This is a genomic window from Enterococcus sp. AZ048, from assembly GCF_051715125.1.
Lineage (GTDB): Bacteria > Bacillota > Bacilli > Lactobacillales > Enterococcaceae > Enterococcus_A > Enterococcus_A gilvus.
Window position 1 is genome coordinate 2,345,964 of record NZ_JBIOTD010000001.1, and the last position, 25,320, is coordinate 2,371,283.

The 25,320-nt window shown below is 39.1% G+C and carries 18 protein-coding genes; 2 read left to right on the top strand and 16 right to left on the bottom strand.

From position 1 onward, the window contains the following. The 16 genes from IGI66_RS11535 to IGI66_RS11610 all read right to left on the bottom strand — a co-directional run bounded on the left by IGI66_RS11535 (position 1) and on the right by IGI66_RS11610 (position 22,620). Positions 1 to 846: a hypothetical protein gene (locus tag IGI66_RS11535; RefSeq protein WP_438849067.1), complete on the bottom strand. Its 846-nt coding sequence runs from the start codon at positions 844 to 846 to the stop codon at positions 1 to 3. A 38-nt stretch (positions 847 to 884) separates the two neighbouring features. Continuing rightward, positions 885 to 1,535 (bottom strand): class D sortase, encoded by a 651-nt coding sequence (locus IGI66_RS11540; RefSeq protein WP_010779751.1) that lies wholly within the window; start codon positions 1,533 to 1,535, stop codon positions 885 to 887. 25 nt (positions 1,536 to 1,560) lie between these two features. Further along, the gene (locus tag IGI66_RS11545) at positions 1,561 to 2,163 is read right to left on the bottom strand and encodes a hypothetical protein (RefSeq protein ID WP_438849069.1); all 603 of its coding nucleotides are present in this window, start codon (positions 2,161 to 2,163) and stop codon (positions 1,561 to 1,563) included. Positions 2,164 to 2,540: 377 nt separating this feature from the next. After that, the gene (locus tag IGI66_RS11550; protein WP_438849071.1) at positions 2,541 to 3,494 is read right to left on the bottom strand and encodes an LCP family glycopolymer transferase; all 954 of its coding nucleotides are present in this window, start codon (positions 3,492 to 3,494) and stop codon (positions 2,541 to 2,543) included. Between the two features lie 132 nt (positions 3,495 to 3,626). After that, positions 3,627 to 4,025 (bottom strand): glycerol-3-phosphate cytidylyltransferase, encoded by a 399-nt coding sequence (tagD, locus tag IGI66_RS11555; protein ID WP_438849073.1) that lies wholly within the window; start codon positions 4,023 to 4,025, stop codon positions 3,627 to 3,629. 83 nt (positions 4,026 to 4,108) lie between these two features. After that, positions 4,109 to 5,488, bottom strand: coding sequence for an oligosaccharide flippase family protein (locus IGI66_RS11560; RefSeq protein ID WP_438849075.1), 1,380 nt, complete (start codon positions 5,486 to 5,488; stop codon positions 4,109 to 4,111). An 8-nt stretch (positions 5,489 to 5,496) separates the two neighbouring features. Beyond that, entirely contained in the window at positions 5,497 to 6,558 is a 1,062-nt protein-coding gene (locus IGI66_RS11565) for a polysaccharide pyruvyl transferase family protein (RefSeq protein WP_438849077.1), read from the bottom strand. Further along, positions 6,518 to 7,636 (bottom strand): glycosyltransferase, encoded by a 1,119-nt coding sequence (locus IGI66_RS11570; RefSeq protein ID WP_438849078.1) that lies wholly within the window; start codon positions 7,634 to 7,636, stop codon positions 6,518 to 6,520. Before IGI66_RS11570 ends, IGI66_RS11565 begins: the two co-directional genes overlap by 41 nt. Then, the gene (locus tag IGI66_RS11575) at positions 7,605 to 8,966 is read right to left on the bottom strand and encodes a hypothetical protein (protein WP_438849079.1); all 1,362 of its coding nucleotides are present in this window, start codon (positions 8,964 to 8,966) and stop codon (positions 7,605 to 7,607) included. The genes IGI66_RS11570 and IGI66_RS11575 overlap by 32 nt, the downstream gene beginning before the upstream one ends. Positions 8,967 to 8,972: 6 nt before the next feature. Further along, on the bottom strand, positions 8,973 to 9,794 hold the full coding sequence (locus tag IGI66_RS11580) for a LicD family protein (RefSeq protein ID WP_438849080.1): 822 nt from the start codon (positions 9,792 to 9,794) through the stop codon (positions 8,973 to 8,975). An 87-nt stretch (positions 9,795 to 9,881) separates the two neighbouring features. Beyond that, a complete protein-coding gene (locus tag IGI66_RS11585) occupies positions 9,882 to 10,988 on the bottom strand; it encodes a glycosyltransferase family 2 protein (protein ID WP_438849081.1) in 1,107 nt (368 codons plus the stop codon). Continuing rightward, positions 10,975 to 11,691 (bottom strand): sugar transferase, encoded by a 717-nt coding sequence (locus IGI66_RS11590; RefSeq protein ID WP_438849082.1) that lies wholly within the window; start codon positions 11,689 to 11,691, stop codon positions 10,975 to 10,977. Before IGI66_RS11590 ends, IGI66_RS11585 begins: the two co-directional genes overlap by 14 nt. A gap of 27 nt (positions 11,692 to 11,718) precedes the next feature. Continuing rightward, positions 11,719 to 12,486 carry a tyrosine-protein phosphatase gene (locus IGI66_RS11595; RefSeq protein WP_438849083.1) on the bottom strand — a complete coding sequence of 256 codons (768 nt, stop codon included), beginning with the start codon at positions 12,484 to 12,486 and terminating at the stop codon, positions 11,719 to 11,721. Between the two features lie 18 nt (positions 12,487 to 12,504). Beyond that, the gene (locus IGI66_RS11600) at positions 12,505 to 13,209 is read right to left on the bottom strand and encodes a CpsD/CapB family tyrosine-protein kinase (protein ID WP_438849084.1); all 705 of its coding nucleotides are present in this window, start codon (positions 13,207 to 13,209) and stop codon (positions 12,505 to 12,507) included. Between the two features lie 9 nt (positions 13,210 to 13,218). Next, positions 13,219 to 14,010: a YveK family protein gene (locus tag IGI66_RS11605; RefSeq protein WP_438849085.1), complete on the bottom strand. Its 792-nt coding sequence runs from the start codon at positions 14,008 to 14,010 to the stop codon at positions 13,219 to 13,221. Between the two features lie 663 nt (positions 14,011 to 14,673). Further along, positions 14,674 to 22,620: a SpaA isopeptide-forming pilin-related protein gene (locus tag IGI66_RS11610; protein ID WP_438849086.1), complete on the bottom strand. Its 7,947-nt coding sequence runs from the start codon at positions 22,618 to 22,620 to the stop codon at positions 14,674 to 14,676. 450 nt (positions 22,621 to 23,070) lie between these two features. Here IGI66_RS11610 and ahpC point away from each other — a divergent pair, with 450 nt between their 5' ends. Both ahpC and ahpF read left to right on the top strand, forming a co-directional pair. Then, complete coding sequence (gene ahpC / locus IGI66_RS11615) at positions 23,071 to 23,634, top strand: alkyl hydroperoxide reductase subunit C (protein WP_010779737.1); 564 nt, start codon at positions 23,071 to 23,073, stop codon at positions 23,632 to 23,634. 88 nt (positions 23,635 to 23,722) lie between these two features. Continuing rightward, the gene (ahpF, locus tag IGI66_RS11620; protein WP_438849087.1) at positions 23,723 to 25,255 is read left to right on the top strand and encodes an alkyl hydroperoxide reductase subunit F; all 1,533 of its coding nucleotides are present in this window, start codon (positions 23,723 to 23,725) and stop codon (positions 25,253 to 25,255) included. Positions 25,256 to 25,320 lie beyond the last annotated feature (65 nt).

Sequence of the window (25,320 nt, forward strand, 5' to 3'; positions counted from 1 at the left end):
CTATTGCGCCTTAAACAATTTCTTTTGGCGAATCCCTTCACTGATCAAAACAAGCAAGATCGCCAGAACAGTGGATGCCAGCCCAACAAACACAAAACTCAGATCAAACGCAGTCACATACGTTGTCACAAATTTGTACAACCCTTCCGATGCGATCCCTAAACGATCGATCACACCGCTGAAATAAATCGCCATCGGCAGCACGATCAACATCAGCCCTGCGCCAAAAAAGACGATACTGCTCCAGCGAATCCGCCGATGCTTCATTTTCACCATCAGCAACAACCCCGTCAGCAACAATAAAAACGCAACTGTCACTAAGACAGAAATGAGCGTCAACGATGAACGGAACCCCATGACTTTTCTGCCGTATTGCAGCAGATACGGGATCTCGATAAAGGCCGCATAATTCTCCGTTGCCCTATCCGCCAAATGCGTCACATTCTTTTGCGTCGTCTCATCGATCGGAATATTTTTCTGCTGCGCGTACTGCTGCACGTTGTTCAAAATATTCTTTTTGATCTGCGCCTCCCCCTGGATCTCAAAAGGAACCTCTTGGTAGATGCTGCGAATGTAATTCTCTACATTGGCAGAAACGACTTTCTTCGGTACCACATCCGACAAAACCTCCGGCGGAATATTGCTCCCCCGCCCAAGATCCTGGATGCTTTCCGTCATGTCCTTGCGAATCGTCTCCACATAACCCGTGCGACGAACCTGCTGGATCATAAAATTCTGATTGAACAAAGTCATGCGAATACAAACCAACGCAAGCGATGCAAATAGGAGCAAAGACCCGATAAAGGCCAACAGCCATCGGGGAATATTTCGTTTTAAATGAGTCATTACTAGCCTTCCCTCCTCACAGTTGCCGTAGTCTATCCTTAGTCCTCGCCATCGATCTTAGGTCCCGAAACAAATTCCCCGATCGCAAACAACCGGTCATCCGTCAATCCCAGACTGTCGATCGGATAGCACGTATAAAGAATCAGACGCCGATCCTCTCGCTGATAGATCATCTCATCAATGACTTTGTCTTTTTTATTCCGCACATCAAGCTGATTGATGCGGTACGTATAATTTCCATACGTTGTTTGAAGCGTGATCTCATCGCCGACCTGTGCCGCACCCAATTTCCCAAAATCATCGACATTATGACCGCCGATCAAGGTAGTGCCCACCTCGCCAGGATAAACGGAGCCCATAAACTGCCCCGCTCCTTCACGCAAAATTTCTTCGGTATCTCCAAAATATAAAGGAACATTCAATTGCAGACGCTCTATCTTCACTTTGCCATATAACTGCCCGCCCACCGGATAATCGATCTTGCTCGACGACAACTCGTTTTTCGCGTTCATCACGATTTTTTTATTATTCACAGCCGTAAATGACTGTTCTGTGGCCTCAAAATTGGGGGTATCTGTTAATAAGAACAATTGGATAGAAGACGTCACAAATTGTATGACAGGTTTTCCTATTACATAGATCAAAGAATAGCCGAAAATCAGAAAGACGATTGGAGCGACGAATGTCACTCCAACCCGCTTCCATCTTGAAGACCTAAGCAAATTTTTTACGTCCCACTACGAATGCACCTGCTGCAACGAGTAGTAAACTTGCGAAGGAAACCGCACTAGTCACATACGTCGCGCCTGTTTGTTTCACAGCCCCGCCAGATGTGTACACTGTGCTCGTCGCTGGTTTCCCAGTCGAACCAGTTGCTGACCCGACATTGTTCCCAGTGATCGTGTAGCCGCCTGGATAGAACGTCACGGTCAATCCAAGTTTATTTGCCGCCTTAGTAATCACGTCTTTTAACTGATTTTTGACGTTCAACGGCAATGCTTTGATCAATTGTTCAACAGAGTTAATAGTAGAAACATCAACACCAGAAGACGCTATGATCGCGCGTGCACTTTGGATCTGAGCAACGACTGTGTTCACTTGCTCAGCAGAAAGCTCATTTTGTTTCAAATAGTTTTCTGCATGCGCACGTTCAAAGTCTCGAACAGTAAAAGACTTCCCACCAATCGTCACACCTTGGTCTAGTTCCGACAAAATTCTTTGCTCATCCGCAGTAATCGCACCGTCTGCATGAGCACTCGGCCCAACAAACAAAATCACTGCAATGAGTGCAATGAACCCACTTACAATTTTCTTCATCTACATACCTCCTTTACTGAAAAATGACAAACAAAAAATCATCGAAAGTAACATTTCCGATGATTCTAGTATACTTTTTATCATTTATAAAAACAATAACTTTTATATTTTATTTTTAAAAGAAAAAAATCCCTATTAAAATATAATTTTTACAACATTAATTGAATATTACTATTAATTTATTTGAAGACGCTCAATTGCCAGATTACCAAATAAATAAGTTTCCAATCGTAGCTGATTCTGTACATTTAAGCAAATAGTGATTAAAAAATAATTTTTTCGCCTGTTAATCACCTTTCCACCCACTTCCGATAAAAATGAGAAAAAGATCCGAAAGAGAACATGATTCATGTCCTCCTCGGATCTTCTAGTTGCGTTTATTTCAATTGTGTCTTCAATTCATCCTGTACACGTTTCAATTCCGCTGGATCTACACGCTGATAAGAGACCCCATCCTGCATGAAGCCGGTCCCCTTCATCTGATCCGATTTAATGTTGCCAAACGCTGCCCGATAATCCCCCATCAACGTCCGCATATCCGTAAAGCTCAAATCCGTCTTCACGTTCTCACCCATCGTAGTCAGAATCGATTGATAATTCGTCAATCCCGTCGTACTCAAAACCTGATTCGCGATCCCAGAAATAATCTGACGCTGCCGTGCCTGACGACCATAATCCCCTTCAGGATCATCATACCGCATCCGAGAATACTTCAACGCCAGCTCCCCATCAAGCTTTTGCTTCCCCTTAGGAAATGTCGTCCCCTCATACGTAAACTCAAAGGGATTATTGACCTCGATCCCGCCGACCGCATCGACCAACGACTCGATTCCTTCCATATTAATAGTAATATAGTGGTTGATCGGAATATCCAATAATTTCTCCACCGTGTCCATCGACATCGCCGCGCCGCCAAACGCATACGCATGATTGATCTTATCCTGCGTATTATGCCCGACGATCTCCGCATACGTGTCCCGAGGCAAACTCACAAGCACCGACTCATTCGTCGATGGATTGACAGTCGCCACCATCATCGTATCCGAGCGCCCCTGCTCCGTCCGGCCAAGCGCTCCCGTGTCCACTCCTAAAAGCAAGACACTAAAAGGATCTTGCTCAGACAAATTTACCTGACGCTGCTCCGACCCATTACGTTTCACGGTCTCAAACGTATCATCCGCCGTCGACTTCACATCATAATACATCTTCGCACCCACACCAACAATCACAACCACGATCGCTACAAGAATCCCTAACAAGGTCAAGAAAACCTTCTTCGCTTTACTCGTACGCTTTACCCCTTGACGCCTTCGCTTTTTCTTATCAGACATTTAATCAACTCACTTTTTAAAAATTTTTTCCTCATAAAAATACGTTTTGATAAGAATTAATTGTAGCTTTTTATACCTAAAAATATTATACATTTTTTTAGACTTTATACATCAAAATAATCTAACAAACAACTACAAAATTTTTAAGTCCTCTTTTATTTGGGAAGAAGACACTTCAGGTGTTCGAGCCAGATAAATCACTTCTGCGTCAGTTTCTTCTGCAATAAAATTAAATTTTCCTTTCCAATCATCTCCCATTATAAAAGTGTCAACATGATACTTTTGTATATCAAAAGTTTTTTGTTCCCAACAATCTTCAGAAATAACTAAATCTACATATCGAATTGCTTCTAATAACTGTTTTCTTTTCTCATAAGAAAAGTAGCACTTCTTCTTTTTTTTATTCCAGTTAAACTCATCAGAAGACAAAGCAACAATTAAATAGTCTCCATGTTCTTTGGCACGACGTAGCAAATTAATATGACCATAGTGCAATAAATCAAAAGTTCCGTACGTTATGACTCTTTTCATTTTTATCACCCCTATATAATTTAACTCAATTTCAGCAAGTATTCCCCTTATTACTACCTTATCAAATTGTGTTAATTTTTGTTTTAAATCAGGAAAATCCCCTTTAATTGTTTTTTACTTATTAATAATCCGATTACTAAAAAAAATATTTGTATTATATTTTCAAAATTATCCAAATCAATATATAATGTTATAACCTGAACAATAACAACAAAGTGCATCTGCATTACATATTTTTTGTTTATTGCAAAACAAAGAATTTTTTTTGTATCAAAATAACGATAAGTCGTCATAATTATCCAACTCAATGCTTGAGTGGTAGCAGCACCGTACAGTCCAAAGGCTGGGATAAGAAAAATATTCAGTATCAAACTAATCATGGCTGAAATACTTGAAGTTTTAAAGTTTCCCATTGTTTTATCGGCAACCATATAGATTTGACTAAAAAAAATGTTTAATGCTCCGTAAACAGCAGCAATTAGCAATAACGGCATGTACTGCCATGCCTCAAAATAAGATTTTTCCACCATAAAATGCATAATCCATTTTAAAATTACTAAAAATGTTGATAAAGCAATAAAGAGAATACTAAAATAGCACGAAAAGACTGTTGAATAGAATTCTTCTTTATCTTTCGAGTCATTTTCCTCAACTGATGACATAAACCAAGCTTGCTGAAATATTGAAGTTAATAAATTAATCATACCTGGCAGTTTTGTTGCTACAGCAAACAAACCGTTTGCCCCTACTCCAAGAAATATCATTATAAATATTCTATTTGCTCCATTGATCAACCACCAAGAAATCATGTTTGGAACAAGAGGTGCAGAATATTTCACTAACTTAAACGAATAGCTGCAACTAATAGAAGATACTTTAGCATATTTCCATAGTTTCTGGCTAAAAATTAGGTAGACAGAACTAAAGAAAGGACCGACAATTTGAGAAATTAAAAATCCAACAATCCCTTGATGAAGAATCACCAATAAAAATATGTTTGAAATACAAATTCCAAAAGTATATATAATACTTGAAATCGCGAAAGATTTTATCTGATTTATTCCTCTAACAAATTGGGCTAATATTTGTTGTATCATTTGAGATAAAACTATTATTGAAATTAAAAATACAGGCCATTCTATTGCTCCTACTGTTTTTAAAATAATAAGGATTAGGGTGAGCAGTAATCCTGTACTAACGGAGATTAGTATACTATTTATGAATATCGAGCTTTTTTCCTCATTTTTATCTAGTGTATACCTAATGACTGCTTGTGAAATTGATAAAGAAGCAATTGGTAAGAATAATTGTACTAATGTTAAATAGTAATCACTCTCTCCATATTCAACTTTTGTTAACGTATATGTATATAAAGGGACTAGTAAGAACGTTATTAGTTTACTACCAAAATTTCCAATAGCAAAAACCCCTGAATTATAAAGTAATTTCTTATATTTATTCATCTGAGTACCTATTTAATTTCATTCAAAAATTTTGTTAAAATATCTAAATTCATAATTGCTTTATCTTTTATGAAACTCGGAACTTTAACAGGAGTAGATTTATATTTCAGCATTTTTGAAAGTAACTCTCCAGAAAACAATTCATCATCAGAAATAACCCTCTCAGAATGACCAATTTGTTTATAAAACCTTTTCGTCTTATCATGCTTTGGCAAAGAATATACACTATTATTGTAGCTTGCTGAAATAATTCCTACATGCAATTTTTCTGTAATAGTAATTTCATTTTCTGAAAGATTACGGATAAGAGCTTTGGGATTTGTGTATTCGATTGACTTTGTACCAAAATGAACCGAACAATATTCTAACCAAGCATCTTGACCAGAATTACCAACTTGATCTCCTATTCCAACTACTGAATAATTTGGGAACTTTATAATAAATTTATCAAGTTGCTCTACAATTAAGTGGACTTTTTTAGAATTATCAGGTATATCTTGCAAATGAACTAATATTACTTTTTTTCTTAAATCTTTTTTTGGAAAAAAACTATCTATGGCAACTAAAGTATCCGCGGTCGTTAATAGTTTTTTATTATTAACACCAATTAATGATAAAAACTCTTGTGACTCGGTATCTCTAACGATTACTTCCACTGAAGCATTACAGATTTTTGAAATAGTTCTCTTCATGATATTTATAGATACGGGGCCAGCGCCAACACCCACAATAATCATTGACTTTTTCATCTTCAATGAAACAATTCCTAAACGATAACATTTTATATATAACTTGAGTGACCATAAAATTCTTCTAACTTGTGAAATATTTGGTGCTTCTCCGAAATAGCCCCCCCCCACATATACTATAGCGCTTGACTCTCTTAAAGCTTTTTTCAAATTTTTATAGTTATTGATTTCAAAGGACAATTGTTTCACAAGATTGTTATCTGCATTGACTAGAACGGGCTCATAACCAAGATTTCTTATTTTATCTCCAAATACTTCAAAAAATAAAGTATCACCAAAATTATCTGTCCATGTTGCCCCATGAATTATTACTTTCTTCATTATTTACTCCTTCTATTAGATAAAAATACTTTTCTTTAAAAATTTTGGCTTGCGAATTAATATCATAGTTTTGAATCAGTTTTTCTGATGGGATAGTCCTATTTAATTGTGATGTTATAACTTTAATCCATGAATTTGCATCATCTATAGGCAAATAAAATACATTTTCATTCAATTTCAATTCATCTGAAATAGTTTTAGAAAACAAACATGGAATACCGTTCGCTTCAGCTTCAACCCCTACTAATGGCAATCCTTCGTATTTAGATGGCAAAATAAAGATATCCGATGCTGAATAGAACATTTTTAACTTTTCGGGTGATAACTCTTTTATAAAAATTACTTTTTCTCGCACACCATTTTTTACTAAACTATCTAAAACTTTGTCAAATAAATCTCCATCACCAATCCAGAAAAATTTAAAATCTTTAATTTGGTTCAATTTTGTTAAAATTTCAATGATGAAAAACGGATTTTTTTGTAATGATAATCTTCCAATCGTGAGAAGTACTAACTCATTACTAATTTGGTATTTTTTTCTAATAAAATCTCTATCCATTTTAGAAAATGAAAATTTATCTAAATCAATTGCATTTCTAATAACCGTATACTTTTCGTTGTCAAAAAATTCTTTTCCAGCAACATCAGAACAAGCAAAAAAATCAGTAGCTCCATGTTTAGCAGGAATAACTAAAGCATCATTTCTTATTTTTTTTAAGAAATTCTCTCCCGATTCAGTAAAGTGTGAATGTAAAATCCTTATATTCACACCATTTTTTTTTGCAAAATAAAAGAATAACGGAGCTAAGTTTATTAAGTTGCAATGTATGATTTTGTAATAATTATTTTTAAAAAAATTATTACAAAATATAAACACTTTAATTGGGTTTTTCAAAGATGGTAAGAAGTAGATTTTCCCACCATTACTTCGAATTTCGTCTGAAAATTTTGATGGAAAATTTTTGTATGTTAAAAAGTCAATTTGAAATTCTCTTCCCATCTTTCTATAATAATTCATGGAAAACGTTGTTATACCACTACCTACTCTAAGTGATGGAACTATAAATAATATTCTCATTACTATCATTCACCTTTTCTGTGATTGTTGACATACTCAATAATACTCCAATAGAAAACCAAAAATATACACTTGAGTATGAATCTTGAATACCCATTGATAACATTGAGCATACCCAAAATAGAATAATTCCTGAGTATCTCATGTTTTTTATTTTTTTTGTCATTTTTAAACAGGATATTATAGAAGAATAAAACAGAAATGCTCCCACTATACCTAATTCTGAGAAAATTCTTGTAAATAGCGGACCACCTGGAAAATTCCTAAATGAGACATATGCAGATACTTCTTTAAAAGTTAATGCTTGCGGAAAATATTGAGATATAATCACAGAAAATTCTTTTGTTCCAGATCCAAGACCAAAACCAAATAGATTTGATTGTAGAAACTGAATCAAATTAACTTCCATAGAGCCAATTCTGATAAAATTCGATCCCCCAGATAAAATAAATTCTTGAAGTGATTGAACATTTTCTAATCTATAAGCCATATACGTATTTGGCGCAAGAAAATTGACTAATAAATTGAATACACGCAAGAGTAAAATAATTAATGTTAAACCGATTATTGATCTTTTGATTAGTGAAATAAAAGAATTATCCCAGTATGATTTGATTATTAAAAATAGGATAATGGCAATTATCAACAGCATGAATCCTTTAAGAGAGAGTGTAGCTAGAAATATGATTAGTGATAAAATGAAAAATAATTTATATATGCTTTTATCAGTTACTTTTACCATGTAAAAATAAACAGGAAGAATAAAAAGCATATGTTTAGCAAGCCATGAGGCTTCATAAGTAAAACCAGTCACTCTTGTTTCTTGAAAGCCTCCAAATAATGTTTGTATTATACGCTTTATTACATGTGGAAACCCTAAATACACCACACACATATCTAGCAAAGCTATTATTAATGGTAAAATAAAAAAGAATCCAATTTTTTCAATTAGTAGTTTGTAGACATCCTCAGGTTCGTGTTTATTCACATATGTTTGAAGAATCCAGTATGTACCGATACAAATGGAATAGCCGATTAGAATTGGAAATATCTCTTTTATTGGTTCAGATATTTCACCATATCTAAATATGTATCTAAAGCAACCATATATACAAGCAAAAATAAAAAAGAAAGTGAATTTTAAAACTATAGTATTGATCATAATTTTTTTTTGAACTAATATCATGAAAATCATCAGCACTACATATGCGTAAGCAGTTATAGGACGATATATTGAAGGCATTATATGTGGAATTGCGTCATAAGGAATCAAAAATATTGCTAATAAAAATATTTTCGGAAATTTTATTTTATAATTATTTTTGTTCATATGCTTTTAATCCCCCTTATACTTTTCAGTTTTATGTTGGAATCTGTCTTCAAGTACTGGGAGTACCATATAATTACCATAAAGTTGCGTCAAATAGAGCTCCGCGTTTTCTTTAATCAGACCTTTCAATTTAGTCCCTTCAAATTGTATATCTTCCAACTCATCAAACCAATCTCTTAAGGCCATTTCCCTAAGTTTATAAGCTCCCATCCCGTTAATAACATATTTTGATGAATCATATGGAGTGCTTTTTAGAAAATTTTGCAATTTCAAGTATTCCTTGTCTTCAGAAAGAATGTCAAAATTATTTACAATCTTCGCAAAATTAATTAAAGCTCTCTCATGTAATGGTCTTTTTTTTCGATTGATACTGATATTATCAAACTGAGACATTTGGAATTTAGCTCTTCTATATAAGTATCTTATTTTCCAAAAATTGACTAATTTTTCTGGTACACCATCAATTGGAAAAATATCAATCCATGGAAATACTATTTTATCCTTAATATTTGATTTATCTATCATAGTATATGATCTATCTTCTATTTTTGAAAAAAAAAGCTTATAATCTTTTGTGTTTTCAAAACTTACAAAATTATATTTTTTAGAAAGTTCATTTGTGACTAGATCAATAAACTTATCATAATCATCTCTTGGCATTCCAAAATCTATATCGTCATCCCAAGGAATAAATCCATTATGTCTAATAGCTCCTAGCATACTGCCACCTAGCATAAAATACTTCAAATCATATTTTTCACAAATTTTTCTAAACTCTAAAGCAATATCTAGTTCTTTTTTATGTATTTCATTAAAAAAATCATTCATTTTTTTCTCCTTCTAGTAATATAGGTATGTCACTATTCTAAAATAAACTTATATATTATGAAAATGCAAAGTGTTGCTTGAATTTTATTAGCCGTTAACTATTCTTGCTCTAATTTTATTGAACAAATTCGAAAACCTTTTTTTCATAAAAGAAATTATTTTACCCATCAAAATAGATAGTAAAATAGAACGTATTCTAATGGGGATATACATTAATTTCATCATACTCTTTGATGGTTTTGATTTATCAAATGCTGACATTAGCAGCTCATCTCTGTAAACAGATTTAATTATTTTGTATGCTTCTATGAAAGTTACAGAATCTGTTGTTTCTTGAATGGTTTGGACAATTCTGTCTCCAATGTAACTGTATACCTCTCTAATCAATTCTTTTTGATCTCTATCAAAAAAAATATCACTAAAATTATTCAGCATTATCGTAATGTGTTTGCGGTTCTCCCATAATTTATCAACTTCATACTTTTGGTGAATTATTTCAGTTTCTGAACCTTCTCGATTTCGTAACCAATGATAATCACTATTATTCCCAATTGAAAATTTTTTACATTTTAATAAATAAATAAAGTTAAAAGCCAAATCTTCATTTTTTATATTTGGAAATTCAATGTTGTTTCTGATTATCACTTCTTTCTTATACAATTTATTCCATGGAGTCGCTAAAAAATTTTTCTTTAAAAGTCTAGGAAATTCCTCTTTAAATTCTTCTAAATAGAAAACGTTGGTTTTTTCTGAAACTTGAATTGATAAAGTAGATTTATCTCCCTCATATTCCATAATAAAACCGTTAATTACAATATCCGGATCATTGTGTCTATTATACAATTTTAAATAATGCTCAACGGCATCACTCTCTATCCAATCATCCGGATCGACAAATAGAATAAACTTCCCAGATGAGGTTTCTATTCCTTTATTCCTTGCACTTGAGACACCTGAATTCATTTGATTAAACACTTTAATTCTATCATCTTCATAAGATTTTTTCTTAATAATTTCTCCTGTATCATCTGTAGATCCATCGTTAATAATGATTAACTCAATATTTTTGTAAGTCTGTTTCAATATTGAGTCAATACACTTTGATATATATGTCTCTACATTAAACGCGGGAACTATAATTGAAATTAGTGGTTGATTTGCAGTATTCTTCATTACTTTTTTAATACGCTCCATCTGAGGTAATCATAACTTTTATCGTCTTCATAATTAATTTAATGTCTAGAAATAGATTTCTTTTCTTAATATAATTAATATCAAAATTAACCATTTCGTCAAAATGAACTTCATTCCGTCCACTCACCTGCCACAAACCAGAGCATCCGGGTTTTACCAACAAACGCTGCATATCATATTGTGTATACTCAGCAACTTCTCTTTGCAATGGTGGTCTTGGTCCAATTAAACTCATTTCACCTCTGATCACATTGATCAATTGAGGCAACTCATCTAAGCTTGTTCGACGAATGAATTTTCCAAACTCCGTCACGCGAGGATCTTCCTTCATCTTGAACATAGCACCTTTGATTTCATTTTTATCGGCCAATCCATTTAATTTTTCTTCCGCATCTACGCACATGGAACGAAACTTGTACATCATAAATAATTTTCCGTTTCTTCCCACACGTTTTTGCGAAAAAATTATAGGTGAATTGGGTTCGTCTCTATGTATTTTATAAGCGATCCACAGCATGACTGGAGAAATGAAGATTATTCCGATCGTTGCTGCAATAATGTCGATCATTCGTTTAACGAAGTCATATCCTTTTTGACGTTGGATTTTTTCTTTATCGATCCATATTAATTGGGAATCTTTCCTCTCAAATGAAGGTTTCGCACTCAAAATATTCACATCCCCAAAAGTCTTTTCACTTTTCATTCCATGCTCCCCCAAACACAAACTACCTTATTTAAAGAATTTGAAGCGTGACTCCTTTATTGCATAAAATTCTGGACAGAAGACTTTGTCTCCATTGACTAGATCTTTCGCCATCTGCTGCATTTCCTCAACCATTCTTGCTCCACCGATTTTATAAATCTCTTGATAGGCTTCCTTCATTAGAAACGTTCGATGCCTTAAGTTATGTGCATCTGAAGCCACCATATAGAGCATATTGTGCTTCAGCATGAGCTTGGCTGTTTTTTGGATATCCTTGCCAAAGGTCCCAACGATACTTGGAGCAGTCAATTGCGTCAATGCCCCCATTTGAAGAAAAGGAATCAACCGATTCGGATCTCCGCGAAAAACGGAATTTCTTTCGGGATGCACGATTACTGGCACATGACCGTGGCTCATCAGTTCGAAAAAGAGCTGCTCTGAATACTCGGGAACATCACCAGAGGGAAATTCAATCAGGATATAGGTATTCTCAATATCCGTAAACAAGATTTCTTGATTTCGAATATCCTCTATAAGCGACCCTGTGATGCGTACTTCTTGCCCCTCCAGTAACGTGAGAGGAATATCGTTTTGATCTAGGGTTTCCTGCAATTCCTCAACTTTAGCTATGATTTGATTTGCTGGATTTGAATACTTGCCATTGTTATGGTGTGGTGTGCACATCAAATGGGTGATGCCTTGACTAACTGCTTTTTTCGCCATTTTAATGCTGTCTTCCATTGTTTGCGCCCCATCGTCGACGCCAGGTAAAATGTGACAATGCAGATCAATCAACGTTTCCACCTTCTTGTGTTATTTTTCGGTTCCGTAATAGTAATAGCCTTGATCTGTTACATCTGTACTGCCGTTGAACACAGCGCCTAACACATTGGCATTCACCATCGATAACAGTTCCCGTGCTTTTTGCAGCGAATCCTTACGGGTATAATTTTCTCGAACCACTAGCATTGTTCCATCTGCTTTTGAGGCAACGATTTGTGCGTCGGTCACCGCAACAATCGGCGGCATATCAAAGATCACGAAATCATAATCTGAGCGAAGCTCCTTGATCAGCTGGTCCATCCGCGTCGATCCCAATAATTCTGATGGGTTCGGGGATTTTGGGCCACTGGTCATCACATACAGATTCGGAACGACTGTCCGTTGAACCGCGTCACTGACCTTCATATCGGTGCTCAACACATTGCTCAGCCCCACGCCGTTATTCAACAGAAAGGTTTTATGGACAGTGGCCTTCCGCATATCTGCATCAATGAGCAACACACTTTGACCTGAATTCGCAAAAACAACTGCGAGATTTGCGGCTGTCGTTGATTTTCCTTCTCCTGGTCCAGATGAAGTAATGACCATCGTTTTTATTTGTCGATCCGCAGAAGACGCGAATTGGATATTGGTCCGGATCGTACGATAGCGTTCAGATACCGGTGAACTTTTATCTACTAATGTAATCAGACTCACCGCATGAGTCGTCTCTGATTGTTTCTTTCGTTTAGCCATTGTTTCCTCCTAGACTCTTTTGCGTCTACGACGATCAAAAGTCATGTCTGCATCATTATTTTTAGGTACTTCTCGTTTACTCATCATTGGTGAGGCTTCGCGACGAATCTTTGCATTTAATTCTTTTTGCGTTAATTCTGGTACATTCCCTAAAAGAGTCAGGCCAAATTCATCAGTCAACGTCTTACTTTCTTTCACTGTACGATCTAACATTTCTAATAGAACAGCTAGAAAGACACCTAACATGATTCCTACTAATAATCCGGCGGCGATCGTCAACTTTTTATTCGGAAAGACGGGATCGCTGCTGACAACAGCCTGCGAAATGATCGAGATTCGGTCAACATTTAATACATCCTTTGCATTCTCCTTGAATATTTCAGCCGTTACGTTTGAAATATTCGTTGCTTCTCTTGGACTCCTGCTGGTCGCAATGATCGAGAACATTTGTGAATTTTGATTTTGTTCGACTTTGATAGTCTCTTTCAGATCGCTCGTACTTATTTTAAGACGATATTCAGTGTCCAATTTCTCGGATACCTCTTTTGTTACTAGATCTCCTGTAATGATGTCTTTATAGGTGTTGATCATTTGCAGGTTGGTATTGACGTCATTCGCATTCGTTGTTTCGGTTTGCGGCAAGGTCACTACTAGCTGCGCTTGTGAGCTGTATTTGGGGGTTAAAATGAAAAAGGCTAATAGACCTGAAATCAAAAGGCCTATAAGTCCTCCTAGTACAATCAATCCCATTCGTTTCCTTAGTAGTTCAAATAATTGTTTGATGCTGATCGTTTGCTCCATAAGTTCCTCAACTTCCCTAAAGTTTTTCTTATTGTAATTGCTTTATAACCCTCCTAAACCCCTTTGAATAGCAGAATTAGTATATCAAAAAAAAATGATACGAATGTATGTCCATCCAAAACTTTATCTTCTTTTTTCGATGATTTTTTAAAGAAAAAGAGTTTTTATTTTGGAGGTTATAGAATATCTGACATTTTTATTCATTCAGCTTTCTATTTATAACCATTTAACACATCGAGTGATTTTTTAAACCATCGTTTGTTCTTTCACTATTAGAAATGAGTGTAATAATATAATCTAAAAAACACAATTGACGTTATCATTATAGTTCACCGACACACTAATATCAATGTTTATTTGACAACGCATTTTAACATAACTCTAATTATTTATTTCCTTAAAATAAAAAGAACATATTTTATATTAAGCGAATATCGTCTATAACACTGTTCATTTTATTTTAATTTGTAATAAGTGCTTTGAAATTAAAGGTTTAGCTGTAGTAAATAATCGGATCATTTAATTTACGTCACACTTGAAATATTTTTGATGAAATTTTCGCTATTGACATAGAACGAACCTTTTCCTTCTATATATTAGGAGCACAAAAAAACTGCAAGCAACAAATCCTGTTACGGATCTTGCTTGCAGCTACACGAATAGTTAGTTTCTTTTTCTGTAATAGCCTATCCCGATGGCTGCGAGAACAAGGAGTGCACCAACGATTAGAAGGATTGGTCCATTTGTTTCTCCAGTTTTTGGATAGTGCCACCATCCCGGCGTATTGGGTTTATTTGGCTGTTTTGGATGGTTTGGTTTATTAGGCGTCCGGTCATTCTTCGCCGTTACTTCAATCTGCACTGGTTTTCCAGCGTGAGAAGCTTCGACTGTGAATGCAAGTTGTTTTTCGGACAATCGATACCCTGATGGGGCCTTGGTTTCTTTGAAGAAGTAGGTCCCTGGAGCCAAATGGGTCACTGTTAGTCGGCCATCAGTTCCTGTCTTCAAGTTTTCTTGCAGAACGTGTTGATTTTCATCTAGCAGCTGGAACTCTGCATTGCTTAACTGGTTGTTCTCATTAGCTGCATCGACTTTAGTCAATCTCACTCGGCCTTGATAATTTTCAAACTCGCCTAAATCACGAACCGCGGGTTTTCCATTTTGCGGATAGATCGTGAATTTGTGTGTGGTCGTATCGAGAATATAACCGTTTGGTGCTTTCTTTTCTTTCAAAACGTATTCGCCAACGCTCAATCCTTTGGCATAAAACGCTCCTTTGCTGTCGCTTTTAAGGATAGTTTGTTTTGCGCCCTTTTGATCGGTCGTCTCGAGCGGTTTATCTAGATCGTTCGCTTTGAACAATTGATATTCTGCTCCAGCGAGTCCTTTGCCGTCACCAATTTTTTTCCCTTTGATCACCGCTTGATAATTCGCGATGTTAAGAGAAATGCCTTTTGCTTGCGAATTTTCTACCACAAAATAAATCGGCTGGCTGCTGAGAACATAATTTTCGGACGTTTGTGTTTCGATCAATTTGTAGCTGCCGTCTTCCAGTGCTAGATTGCTTAAATCAATCGTACCGTCTGTTTCTGGCTGCAACTTTTCTTTTACGAGTTTTCCAGTGGTCGTTCCATCATCGAAGTATAGAGAGAAGGCGACTTTTGTCAAATCTAGGTTTCCATCCTTCTCACCATCTGTTTTCTTCAACTCGATGTTTTTCCGTGCGTTTTGGAAATCACCTGCGTCCACAAAATAGGAGCCGTCTTCGATCCTATTTTCATGATTTTGCGCATCCGTCATCGGCATCGTTTCTGGTACGCGATCAGGAATCACGAAGGTCATTGGGAAGGTGTTTACCAAATACCCATTGGGTGCCTTGGTCTCCTTCACGTAATAGGTCCCTGGTGCCAAATCCTTGAAAGCAACATTTCCTTTTGAATCGGAAACGACTTTTGTAGGATTTGTATCGCTGAAATCTGCGTTTGTGTAGAGCGTGAATTCCGCTCCAGCGAGATCAACCATTTTAGAATCGTCGTTTAGATCGTTGCCGACTTTATGCACGCGGATCGTTCCACGGTAATTCGGTACGTTATCTGAGACAGCAACAACAGCTGGTTGTCCCTCAGTTTCTGCTGGGATCGTAAAGGCTAACGCTTCACTGGTCATCACGTAGTTGTCATCTGGCGCAGCTGTCTCGACAAAGCGGTAGCTGCCGGGAGCCAATCCAGTAACTTGAACAAGTCCCTTTTCGTCTGACGTTGCGGTTTTTCCTTCAACGTCGCTTCCATCTGTGCGGATAACTTTGAAAGCTGCTCCTTGTAGGGCATTGCCTTCGCCATCTGTTTTCGTCAATTCCGCGGTCCCTTGATAATTGACGAAGTGATCCTTCACTGTCACGACCTCAGGCTGACCATCCGCAGTTTCTGGCACAGTCACAGGAACAAGCGTAGTATTTTTTACGTAGCCATCGGGCGCATTTATTTCTTTAAAGGTATAGTTGCCTGGTGCTAAATCATCGAAAACGACTTCCCCATTTTCGTTGGAGGTAGCTGTCCCGCCGACTGGTTGATCGTCACTGTCCAGCAATTCAAAGACTGCATTTGCCAGTGGCTGATCATTGGCATCGGTTTTGATCAATTTGACAGCGCCTTTGTAATCCTTGAAGCTGTCTGGAATCACCACTTTTTGCGGCTGCCCTTCTGCGGATTCAGGGATAGTGAAGGTGACCGTTTGATCATTTAGCAAGTAGTCATCGGGCGCCTTCGTTTCCTTCATTGTATAGTCGCCAGGAGCGAGCTTATTGATGATGACTTTTCCCTCTTGATTCGAGCTTCCTTTACCGACTTCTTTCTCACTACTATCAAAGACCGTAAATTCTGCATTCTCCAATGGTTGCTCATTTGCATCGACTTTTGTCAGTTCAACCGTTCCTAGATAGTTTCTCAGACTTAGTTTACCATCCGCATTCGTCGTGACCGTTTCTGGTTTGCCGGAGGCTGTAGTCGGAATCGTAAATTTGATTTTTTGCGTGTTCACGAGATACCGATTTCCGTTTGAAACTTCTTGGAAATAATAATTTCCTGGAGCTAAGCCTGTGGCTGTTACATTCCCATCGGAATCAGAAGTGAGATTCTTTTCGGTCACTTTCTCTGGTGTCGCTGAATCGGTATACACGTCAAAAGCAGCATCTTCTAATTTGTTAAACGTAGTGTCCTCTTTATCTTCGGCTTCTTTGTAAAGTACCGCAGATCCTTGATAATTGACATTCGCATCGCCGGAGATCGGAATTTCCAAAACTTGCGGTTCGCCTTCTTCTTGGTCCTCCACGGTGAACGGGATCTCTTTAGTGTTTAACAGATAGCCGGAAGGGGCGGTTTTTTCAACAAACTTGTATTTCCCTGGAGACAGTTCGAAAGCATTGACGCTGCCGTCTAATTTGTCTGATGTGAAGAGACCGTCTGAACCGGCACCCTTGCCTAGATCTGTAACAGGCTCCCATTCGTTCGAATCGTCTTGCTTAGATAATTGATACTTCGCATCAGCTAAAGGTCGTCCTGCTTCGTCTTCCTTACGAAAATGCACACGTTCTTTATAGTTCTTGAAGGGTGTTTTCTCATCGACGACAAGTTTTTGATCGCCGCCGGATTCGATGGACACGGCTGATTCACCTTGATTATTGGTGACTGGAGACGTGAATCGAACCAGCTGATCGTTTTTCAAATAGCCGGAAGGTGCTTTCGTTTCCTTAAAGGCATAAGTGGTGCCGGGTTTTAGATTATCAAAGACCAGGTAGCCATCTGAACCCGTGGTCACTTCATCGCCAACCGCTGTTTTTCCTTCAGCATCATAAAGCTGGAACTTCGCCCCTGACAAAGGTGTCTCTTTTTGATTGGTGAGATAGTCTTGGCCATCGACTTTTTTAAATCGTGCAGATCCTTGATAATCGATCAACGCGTCGCCATTATTCAATTCAACAGTTGCTGGCGCCTGATCCCCTGTCGAAACGGCATCGATAACGAATGTAAATTCCTTACTATTTAAATAGTAGTTCTCTGGCGCTTGGCTTTCTTTTACTTTGTATTTTCCTGGCGGCAGATCCGATAATTTCAGCTCTCCGTCGTTAGCCGTTACATAGCTGTCTTGATCTCCGTAGTCACTGTAATCATCTGAGTTCAATTCAGCCCGCTGCACGTTAAATCGGGCATTTCCTAAAGCTTTTCCTGATTCATCGCTTTTCTTCAATAATGCGGAGCCTCGATAGTCTTTCAATTGCAAGAGTCCATCGGAAACAACCTCATCATTGACAAACACACTGCGTGTAGCATCGCTGTTTTTCTTGATCTCAAAGTCGATAGGCGTCAAATTGATCTGATACCCTGAAGGAGCCGAAGTTTCTCGAATACGGTATTGCCCATCTCCCAATCCTGAAAGATCGAAGCCTTCCGAAGTCGGAATAAAGCCTCGCAAGAACGCATAGTTCGGGTTGGCTGCTGTTCCATTGTTCTCATACAGACTGAACAATCCGCCAGACAAGGCATTTCCAGCAGCGTTTGTCTTTTTGAAGGTCACGTTGACGGGCTCATTTTCAATCGTGGTCACTGGCGTGTTACTGCTTGTATCTGCATAGACCCTCTTTCCCTCCAATAATTCTGGAGAGATCGTGTAACCGTCGGGTGCTTCGATTTCCTTCACGTAATACTCGTAAGCAGAACTGGTGGCGATCAGATTCCCGAAAGTCGTCAGTCCTTGATTATCTGTCGTAGTCTCATACAAGACGTCGGTTTTATTCGTGCTGGTATTTTTTCGAAGCAGCTGTAAAACAGCCCCTGGAACAACACCGCCGTTGCCATTCACCTTTTGAACGACCACTTTTCCTTTGGAACCGAAAGCCGTTCCGCTAGAATCCTGGATCGTTACTGGGAAATCCTTATGAGTATCTTTCCCAGGCAATTCCTTCCCTTCACTAGAGATCGACGCATCATTCGCAACCGTTTCAGTACGAGAAGTAAAGTTCGGCTCTGTCTCATACGCCAATATATACGGTTTTTCGATGACTCCCGTGAGGTATTGATCCTCTTGGTTCGGATCTTTTTTCTCTTGGATCTCGGACATGTCTAACACAAAGCGCTGCTGCCCGGTGGTTGGGTCCGTCGTGACTGTTACTTTGTATTGGTCACTAGGGACTAGCTGATCTTTTTGGACTGTGGTAGCATTCCCGGTTCCTGAGTATTTCCCTGTATACAGCTTGAAGCTGTCTCCTTGAATGATCTGATTGGCACTCGGATTGTCTTCGATCTTCACATTCGCTAAGAGGGACTGATTGGGGTTGATAGTAACTGCCCAGTCAACTTTCCCATTTTGAGTATTGTAGTTTCCTTCTTTTAATGCCGATTGTCCGCCAAAGGCAATTGATACCGATGCCGGCAATTCTTGCTTGTTCCCTGTAATATCAACCGTTGCGACATTGTTATAGGTTGATTGATTGTACACGATTTGGTTTTTTAAAGATGTTTTGAACTGGATTTGATAAACCATCGGTACATCATCTGCGTTCCAGCCGGGAATGTAGTTGCCGTCTTTCCCTAATTGGATAGCCAACGTCCCTTGCTGATCCTCGGCAGTCGGTACTGGATTTGTGACGGTCAAATAATCCTGACCTACTTGATTTCCTTGGTACGGACTCTTTGTCGTCGGTTGGAACCTGCCGCTGGAATTGATCGTTCCTCGTGTGACCTCCAACGAATCCGGCTCATAGACTTGATTTCCTGTGATCGGGTCAGTCACCGTGAATTGCGATACCCCTAAATTATTGTAGTTCGTTACGATCGTCCATGTGATTTCCTTCGTCACCGGATCATAGCTGCCCGATTTCATCCCTTGATTCACTTCTTGTGTACTCGTTTTGAAATCAGTGGTACTGGAAGATTCATAGGGCTGTCCATTATTGACGAAATTCGCTGTCATCGTGTTTCTGTAGTCGATGCTGGTATTCTCTACTTCATCATCAAATTGATTGTAGGTAATGTAATACTCCATTTGAAATTGATGGGTCGTCTTCGCATAAGCGTTTTGAAACTTCACCGTGAAATTGGTATAACCAGATTGTTTCTCATTCAGGTTCGCAGAAACGACGTAATCGGCTGTCTCAGGATCGCCGATCGTACTTACGACCTCGCCATCGGTCGCTACAAAACGAAACGCACTCGTCAGCACTCGATTGTTCGCTGACACATCGCGGATCACCACACCCGCATCTGCCTCTGAAGTGGCTTGCTTCACTTTGGTCGGGAAGCTTGCGTAGCCTTCATCGGTGTAGCTCATTTTATCGGTAAAAAGCGCATTCTCCATCTCGTATTTGTTTTTATTGATATCGATCACATAGCGCGCCGTTTTTGTTCCTACATCGATGGTCGGCTTGTTCTTTATCACTACTTGCTGCGTGGGGGTCGTAGTTACTTCTGTTGTCGGAGGAATCGTATTCGTTTTCGCTTGATTCGAAACCGTGATTTGATTGTTCGATGCCCCTGAAACAATCTTATTGACCCGTGTCTTATACGCGATGTTGATTGCTTTTCCTGCTTGGACGTTATTTTTAAAGCTTACTGTAAAAGGATTCGTCGTCGTGTCGATCGTGTAGTCTTTCGGATCAAGGGGGGCTCCGTTTACAGGATTCCCTCGATTGTCGAAATTGACCGTATATACGTCGAAGCTGTTGGGTTCAACATCCATATTGGAAGAATAGGTATCGGAAACGACCGTGTCATTTGCCAATTCCTTTTGTCCGTAGTTGTAACGAATCAGCCAACGGTATTCTTGGTTGATGCTGTCGTACCCGACTCTTACTTTTTCTAATGCTTTTTTATAATTGAGTTGGACCGTCGCAGAAGCAGGCAGATTCGTGCTTCCACTCGTCAATGCCACATTGTTCGTGATCGGCACAGTCCCGCCATTCGTCGGTTTGACAGCATCTTTGATCGTGGTCGAGTACACGACGCGATACGGGCGATCGATCGTGGTATTGAATTGGATCGAACCATTATCTGCAACGGTATACGTACTCGGATCAAGCGGCGTCGTTCCCGTACTTGTTACATTGCCGTTAAAATCAACCTCTAAAGGATAGACTGCTACGGCACCAAGATCGTCCTTATTGAAAGTGACTTGGTCTGGGAATTTCTCTGTTAAGAGCGGCTTCTCTAATTCTGAAAAATCCTTATTGAAATCGACATCCCAATAAACCGTATTTGGGTTGTTTGGCGTATCTGTATGCCCGGCCTTACTGATGGACGCTCCTCCGGTTGGTTTGATTTGAACAATAAATGGCGGAATATTGGTTTTACTCGGATAAATGATCGTCGCTGGACCAGGCTGCGTGATTTTTTTCGTATCAAAGCGGACATCGGCCGTGACCGAGCCTGTTTCTGGCGGTAAGAAATTTTGTCCCTCTTGCTGAGTGAAGGTGATGCGCAGCTTTTGTGTCCCTGCATCAAAAATATACCTTCCATAGACATTCCCGTCACCGTCCTTCAAATCCCCTTGAGGAGAAGGTGTCGTGATGGCTAAGCCTTCTGGAAAATCCATCTCATAATAATCACCAGAGACCATCTCTGTTCGAACCGCGTCTGGGATAGCGAAATCCATATTAAACTGGACGGTTGAATTGATGGTTGGCGGATTTGGCTCGAAGTTCAGCTTGATGTTTTGAACAAAATTATCACCGGGTGCATAAGTTGAAAACAACTCGTCGATTGATCCTGGTGCTCTAGGCTGTGCAGGCTCAGCTGCTGGAGCGGCACGCTTCTTTTCATTTTTAGTCGTTCCCTCTGTTTTTGATGCTTCCGTAGATTCTTTCGTCGCATCGTTTTGGCTGCTTTTCGTTGATTCTTTTGATGCGGTCGTTGAAGACGAAGCGGATTCTGTTGTACTCGTCCCAGCACTCTCAGAGGCAGTGCTATCTTCACTAGACGTATCTGCTTCATCCGGCAAGGCTAATTGAAAAATCTTTTGATCCCCTTGGTAGAGGTCGACCGTTTTATCTGGCCCACGCGTGATCGTCCCAAGCAGAATGAGCTTGAATTTATTTTCCCCTTTGACCAGCTTATTGAAGGTCAATGTATAGCTGCTGCGGGCATTCTTAGTCTCGACGGTGTAGTGGCCGATCGGTTCCTTTTGGTCGTTTATAATGACCTTCTCTTCCGGCTTGCTGTCTGTAAGTTTGAATGACGGGGTCATCTCAAATGTAATGGCTTGTGTGTTTTCAGCAGAGCTCGTGACTTTTCCATCCAACTGCAGTTCAGTCTGATTCTTCGTTGATCCCTCATCGTTGAATTCACTTGTCTTCTCGAATGCTAGTTGGTTCGTGACCGAGTCAGAATCTTCTGTGCTTTCTGAATCTTCTGTGCTTTCTGGATTTTCTGCTTTTTCTGGAATCGGTGCGGATTCCGTTGGTACGGTTTGCTGCGGATCGCTGGTTATCGACTGGACGGTCGTTCCTTCATTCACTGACGTTTTGGCAGAACTCTCCGTACTTTCGACTGCAGACGCAAGAATTGGTGACGCAACACTCCCAAATAGGCTGAGCAGCATCCAGGCGCTTACCCATCGTTTCATAGTATCCCTACTTTACAAATTTTTCTAATGAATCCTTATTCCTTTTTAATAGAATGAGAATGATAGTTATCGTATTATCCTATGTTCATTTTCTCTTTACAAATAATACAACTCAGAATGTTCAACAAAATTAATTTATTTACAAAAAACAAATAAACCAAGTTTTCTTAACACGGCATTCTCATTTTTCGGTTTGCGTTCATCCACGTTAACTTAAAAATTTTTCTCATTTGATGGAATTGCCTCTAAGAAACCGTAAAACCCATTTTCGATAGAAAAAATTTTCTTTTTGAGGCGTTCATTTCAAAAAACTGCAAAAAAACCATTTACAATGGAAACAGATTCTGTTTATAATTATTTTAAATAAGAGGACGTCTTTATGAGTTTTTTCAGATTTCCTTTTATCAATTACGAGAAAATTTTCTCACTATCAAACAGGAGGGTTCATTCATGTCATTAATTGGAAAACAAGTGGAAGCATTTCAAGCACAAGCGTATCGTCAAGGGAAATTTATTGAAATTTCTGAGGAAGTATTGCAAGGCAAGTGGTCTATCGTATGTTTTTATCCAGCAGATTTCACTTTTGTGTGCCCGACGGAATTAGAAGATTTACAAGATCAATATGAAAAATTACAAGAATTAGGCGTTGAAGTTTATTCTTGTTCTACTGACACTCATTTCACTCATAAAGCATGGCACGATACATCCGATGCCATTGGCAAAATCAACTACACAATGATCGGTGACCCATCCCATCATATCTCACGCATCTTTGACGTATTAGATGAAGAAGCAGGTCTGGCACAACGCGGAACCTTCATCATCGATCCTGACGGCATCGTTCAAGCAATGGAAATCAATGCGGACGGTATTGGCCGTGACGCGAGCGGTTTGATCGACAAGATTCGTGCAGCGCAATATGTTCGTACCCATCCAGGCGAAGTGTGCCCTGCGAAATGGAAAGAAGACGGCGAAACATTGAAACCAAGTTTTGACTTAGTTGGTAAAATCTAGAAGCACCAGTTCCACATTGTATACATGCGATCGAACGTCTTTTTTCTGAGTGAAAAAGGACCTACACTTAAATGAATGAGGAGCGGCTATGTTAGATAACGAAACGAAAGAACAGCTTAAACAATATTTAGCGTTATTAGAATCAAAAATCGTTTTTTCTGCCAGTTTAGACGAATCTGAAGACTCAAAAAAAGTGGAAGATTTCTTGACTGAAGTCGCAGCGATGGACGACAAGATTTTGATTGAAACAAAAAAATTAACGCGGACACCTAGTTTTGAGATCAATCGCGTTGGTGCAGAAGCGAGCGGCATCGGCTTTGCAGGATTGCCAATGGGGCATGAATTCACGTCCTTTATCCTTGCCCTGCTGCAAGTTGGCGGACGCGCACCAAAAATTGAAGATGCAGTCAAGCAGCAGATTCAATCCATCGAAAGAGCATTGACCTTTGAAACCTACGTCAGCTTAACGTGCCACAACTGCCCAGACGTCGTGCAAGCCTTGAACATTATGGCTGTACTGAACCCCAACATCTCTCATACCATGATCGAAGGCGGGATGTATCAGGCAGAAGTGGATGAAAAAGAAGTCATGGCTGTACCGACTGTTTTCTTGAACGGTGAAGAATTCGACAGCGGTCGGATGACGATCGAACAAATTCTTGAAAAAGTCAGCGGACCAATGGGTGCGGATGAATTTGCGGATAAGGAAACCTTCGACGTGTTAGTCGTTGGCGGCGGACCGGCTGGTGCCAGTTCGGCGATCTACGCGGCACGTAAGGGGATCAAGACTGGAATGGTCGTAGAAACCTTTGGCGGACAAGTACTGGAAACGTTGGGAATCGAAAACGTGATCGGAACACCTTACATTGAAGGCCCGCAATTGATGCGTCAAGTAGAAGAACACGTGAAGCAATACGACGTTGACATCATGAAGGGACAACGGGCGAAAGCCATCCGAAAAAATGATCTGATCGAAGTGGAATTGGAGAACGGTGCACAGCTGACCGCGAAAACGGCCATCCTTTCAACAGGTGCACGTTGGCGCGCCATCAATGTCCCCGGAGAGAAAGAGTTCAAAAACAAAGGGATCGCGTATTGCCCTCATTGTGACGGCCCTCTATTTAAAGATAAAGAAGTGGTCGTTATCGGCGGCGGAAATTCAGGGATCGAAGCGGCGATCGACTTAGCTGGGTTAGCCAAACATATTTATGTATTGGAATTCTTGCCTGAATTGAAGGCTGACCAAGTATTGCAAGAGAAGCTCTACTCATTGACCAATGTCACGGTGATCACCAATGCAGCCACAAAAGAAATCACCGGGTCTTCACACGTAGAAGCATTGACGTATACGGACCGTCTGACCAATGAAGAACATACCTTGCAAGTAGAGGGCGTCTTCATCTTGATCGGATTGATGCCGAATACTGAGTGGCTTACTGGCTCTGTCGCTTTAAGCGATCGTGGTGAGATCTTAGTCGACAAGCACGGTGCCACTAACGTAGAAGGAATCTTTGCGGCAGGCGATTGTACCGACAGCGCCTATAAGCAAATCATCATTTCTATGGGTTCAGGGGCTACTGCGGCTCTTGGCGCCTTTGATTATTTAATCCGCAACACTTAAAAAAAGAAAACTAAAAAACAATCCCCCCGTCGTTCTTCCCTAACAAAGGAACGACGGGGGGATTT

Coding starts and splice junctions, on each gene's coding strand:
- IGI66_RS11535 (WP_438849067.1), bottom strand. CDS start 846: ATGACTCATTTAAAACGAAATATTCCCCGATGGCTGTTGGCCTTTATC.
- IGI66_RS11545 (WP_438849069.1), bottom strand. CDS start 2,163: ATGAAGAAAATTGTAAGTGGGTTCATTGCACTCATTGCAGTGATTTTG.
- IGI66_RS11550 (WP_438849071.1), bottom strand. CDS start 3,494: ATGTCTGATAAGAAAAAGCGAAGGCGTCAAGGGGTAAAGCGTACGAGT.
- tagD (WP_438849073.1), bottom strand. CDS start 4,025: ATGAAAAGAGTCATAACGTACGGAACTTTTGATTTATTGCACTATGGT.
- IGI66_RS11560 (WP_438849075.1), bottom strand. CDS start 5,488: ATGAATAAATATAAGAAATTACTTTATAATTCAGGGGTTTTTGCTATT.
- IGI66_RS11565 (WP_438849077.1), bottom strand. CDS start 6,558: ATGAAGAAAGTAATAATTCATGGGGCAACATGGACAGATAATTTTGGT.
- IGI66_RS11570 (WP_438849078.1), bottom strand. CDS start 7,636: ATGAGAATATTATTTATAGTTCCATCACTTAGAGTAGGTAGTGGTATA.
- IGI66_RS11575 (WP_438849079.1), bottom strand. CDS start 8,966: ATGAACAAAAATAATTATAAAATAAAATTTCCGAAAATATTTTTATTA.
- IGI66_RS11580 (WP_438849080.1), bottom strand. CDS start 9,794: ATGAATGATTTTTTTAATGAAATACATAAAAAAGAACTAGATATTGCT.
- IGI66_RS11585 (WP_438849081.1), bottom strand. CDS start 10,988: ATGGAGCGTATTAAAAAAGTAATGAAGAATACTGCAAATCAACCACTA.
- IGI66_RS11590 (WP_438849082.1), bottom strand. CDS start 11,691: ATGAAAAGTGAAAAGACTTTTGGGGATGTGAATATTTTGAGTGCGAAA.
- IGI66_RS11600 (WP_438849084.1), bottom strand. CDS start 13,209: ATGGCTAAACGAAAGAAACAATCAGAGACGACTCATGCGGTGAGTCTG.
- IGI66_RS11605 (WP_438849085.1), bottom strand. CDS start 14,010: ATGGAGCAAACGATCAGCATCAAACAATTATTTGAACTACTAAGGAAA.
- IGI66_RS11610 (WP_438849086.1), bottom strand. CDS start 22,620: ATGAAACGATGGGTAAGCGCCTGGATGCTGCTCAGCCTATTTGGGAGT.
- ahpC (WP_010779737.1), top strand. CDS start 23,071: ATGTCATTAATTGGAAAACAAGTGGAAGCATTTCAAGCACAAGCGTAT.
- ahpF (WP_438849087.1), top strand. CDS start 23,723: ATGTTAGATAACGAAACGAAAGAACAGCTTAAACAATATTTAGCGTTA.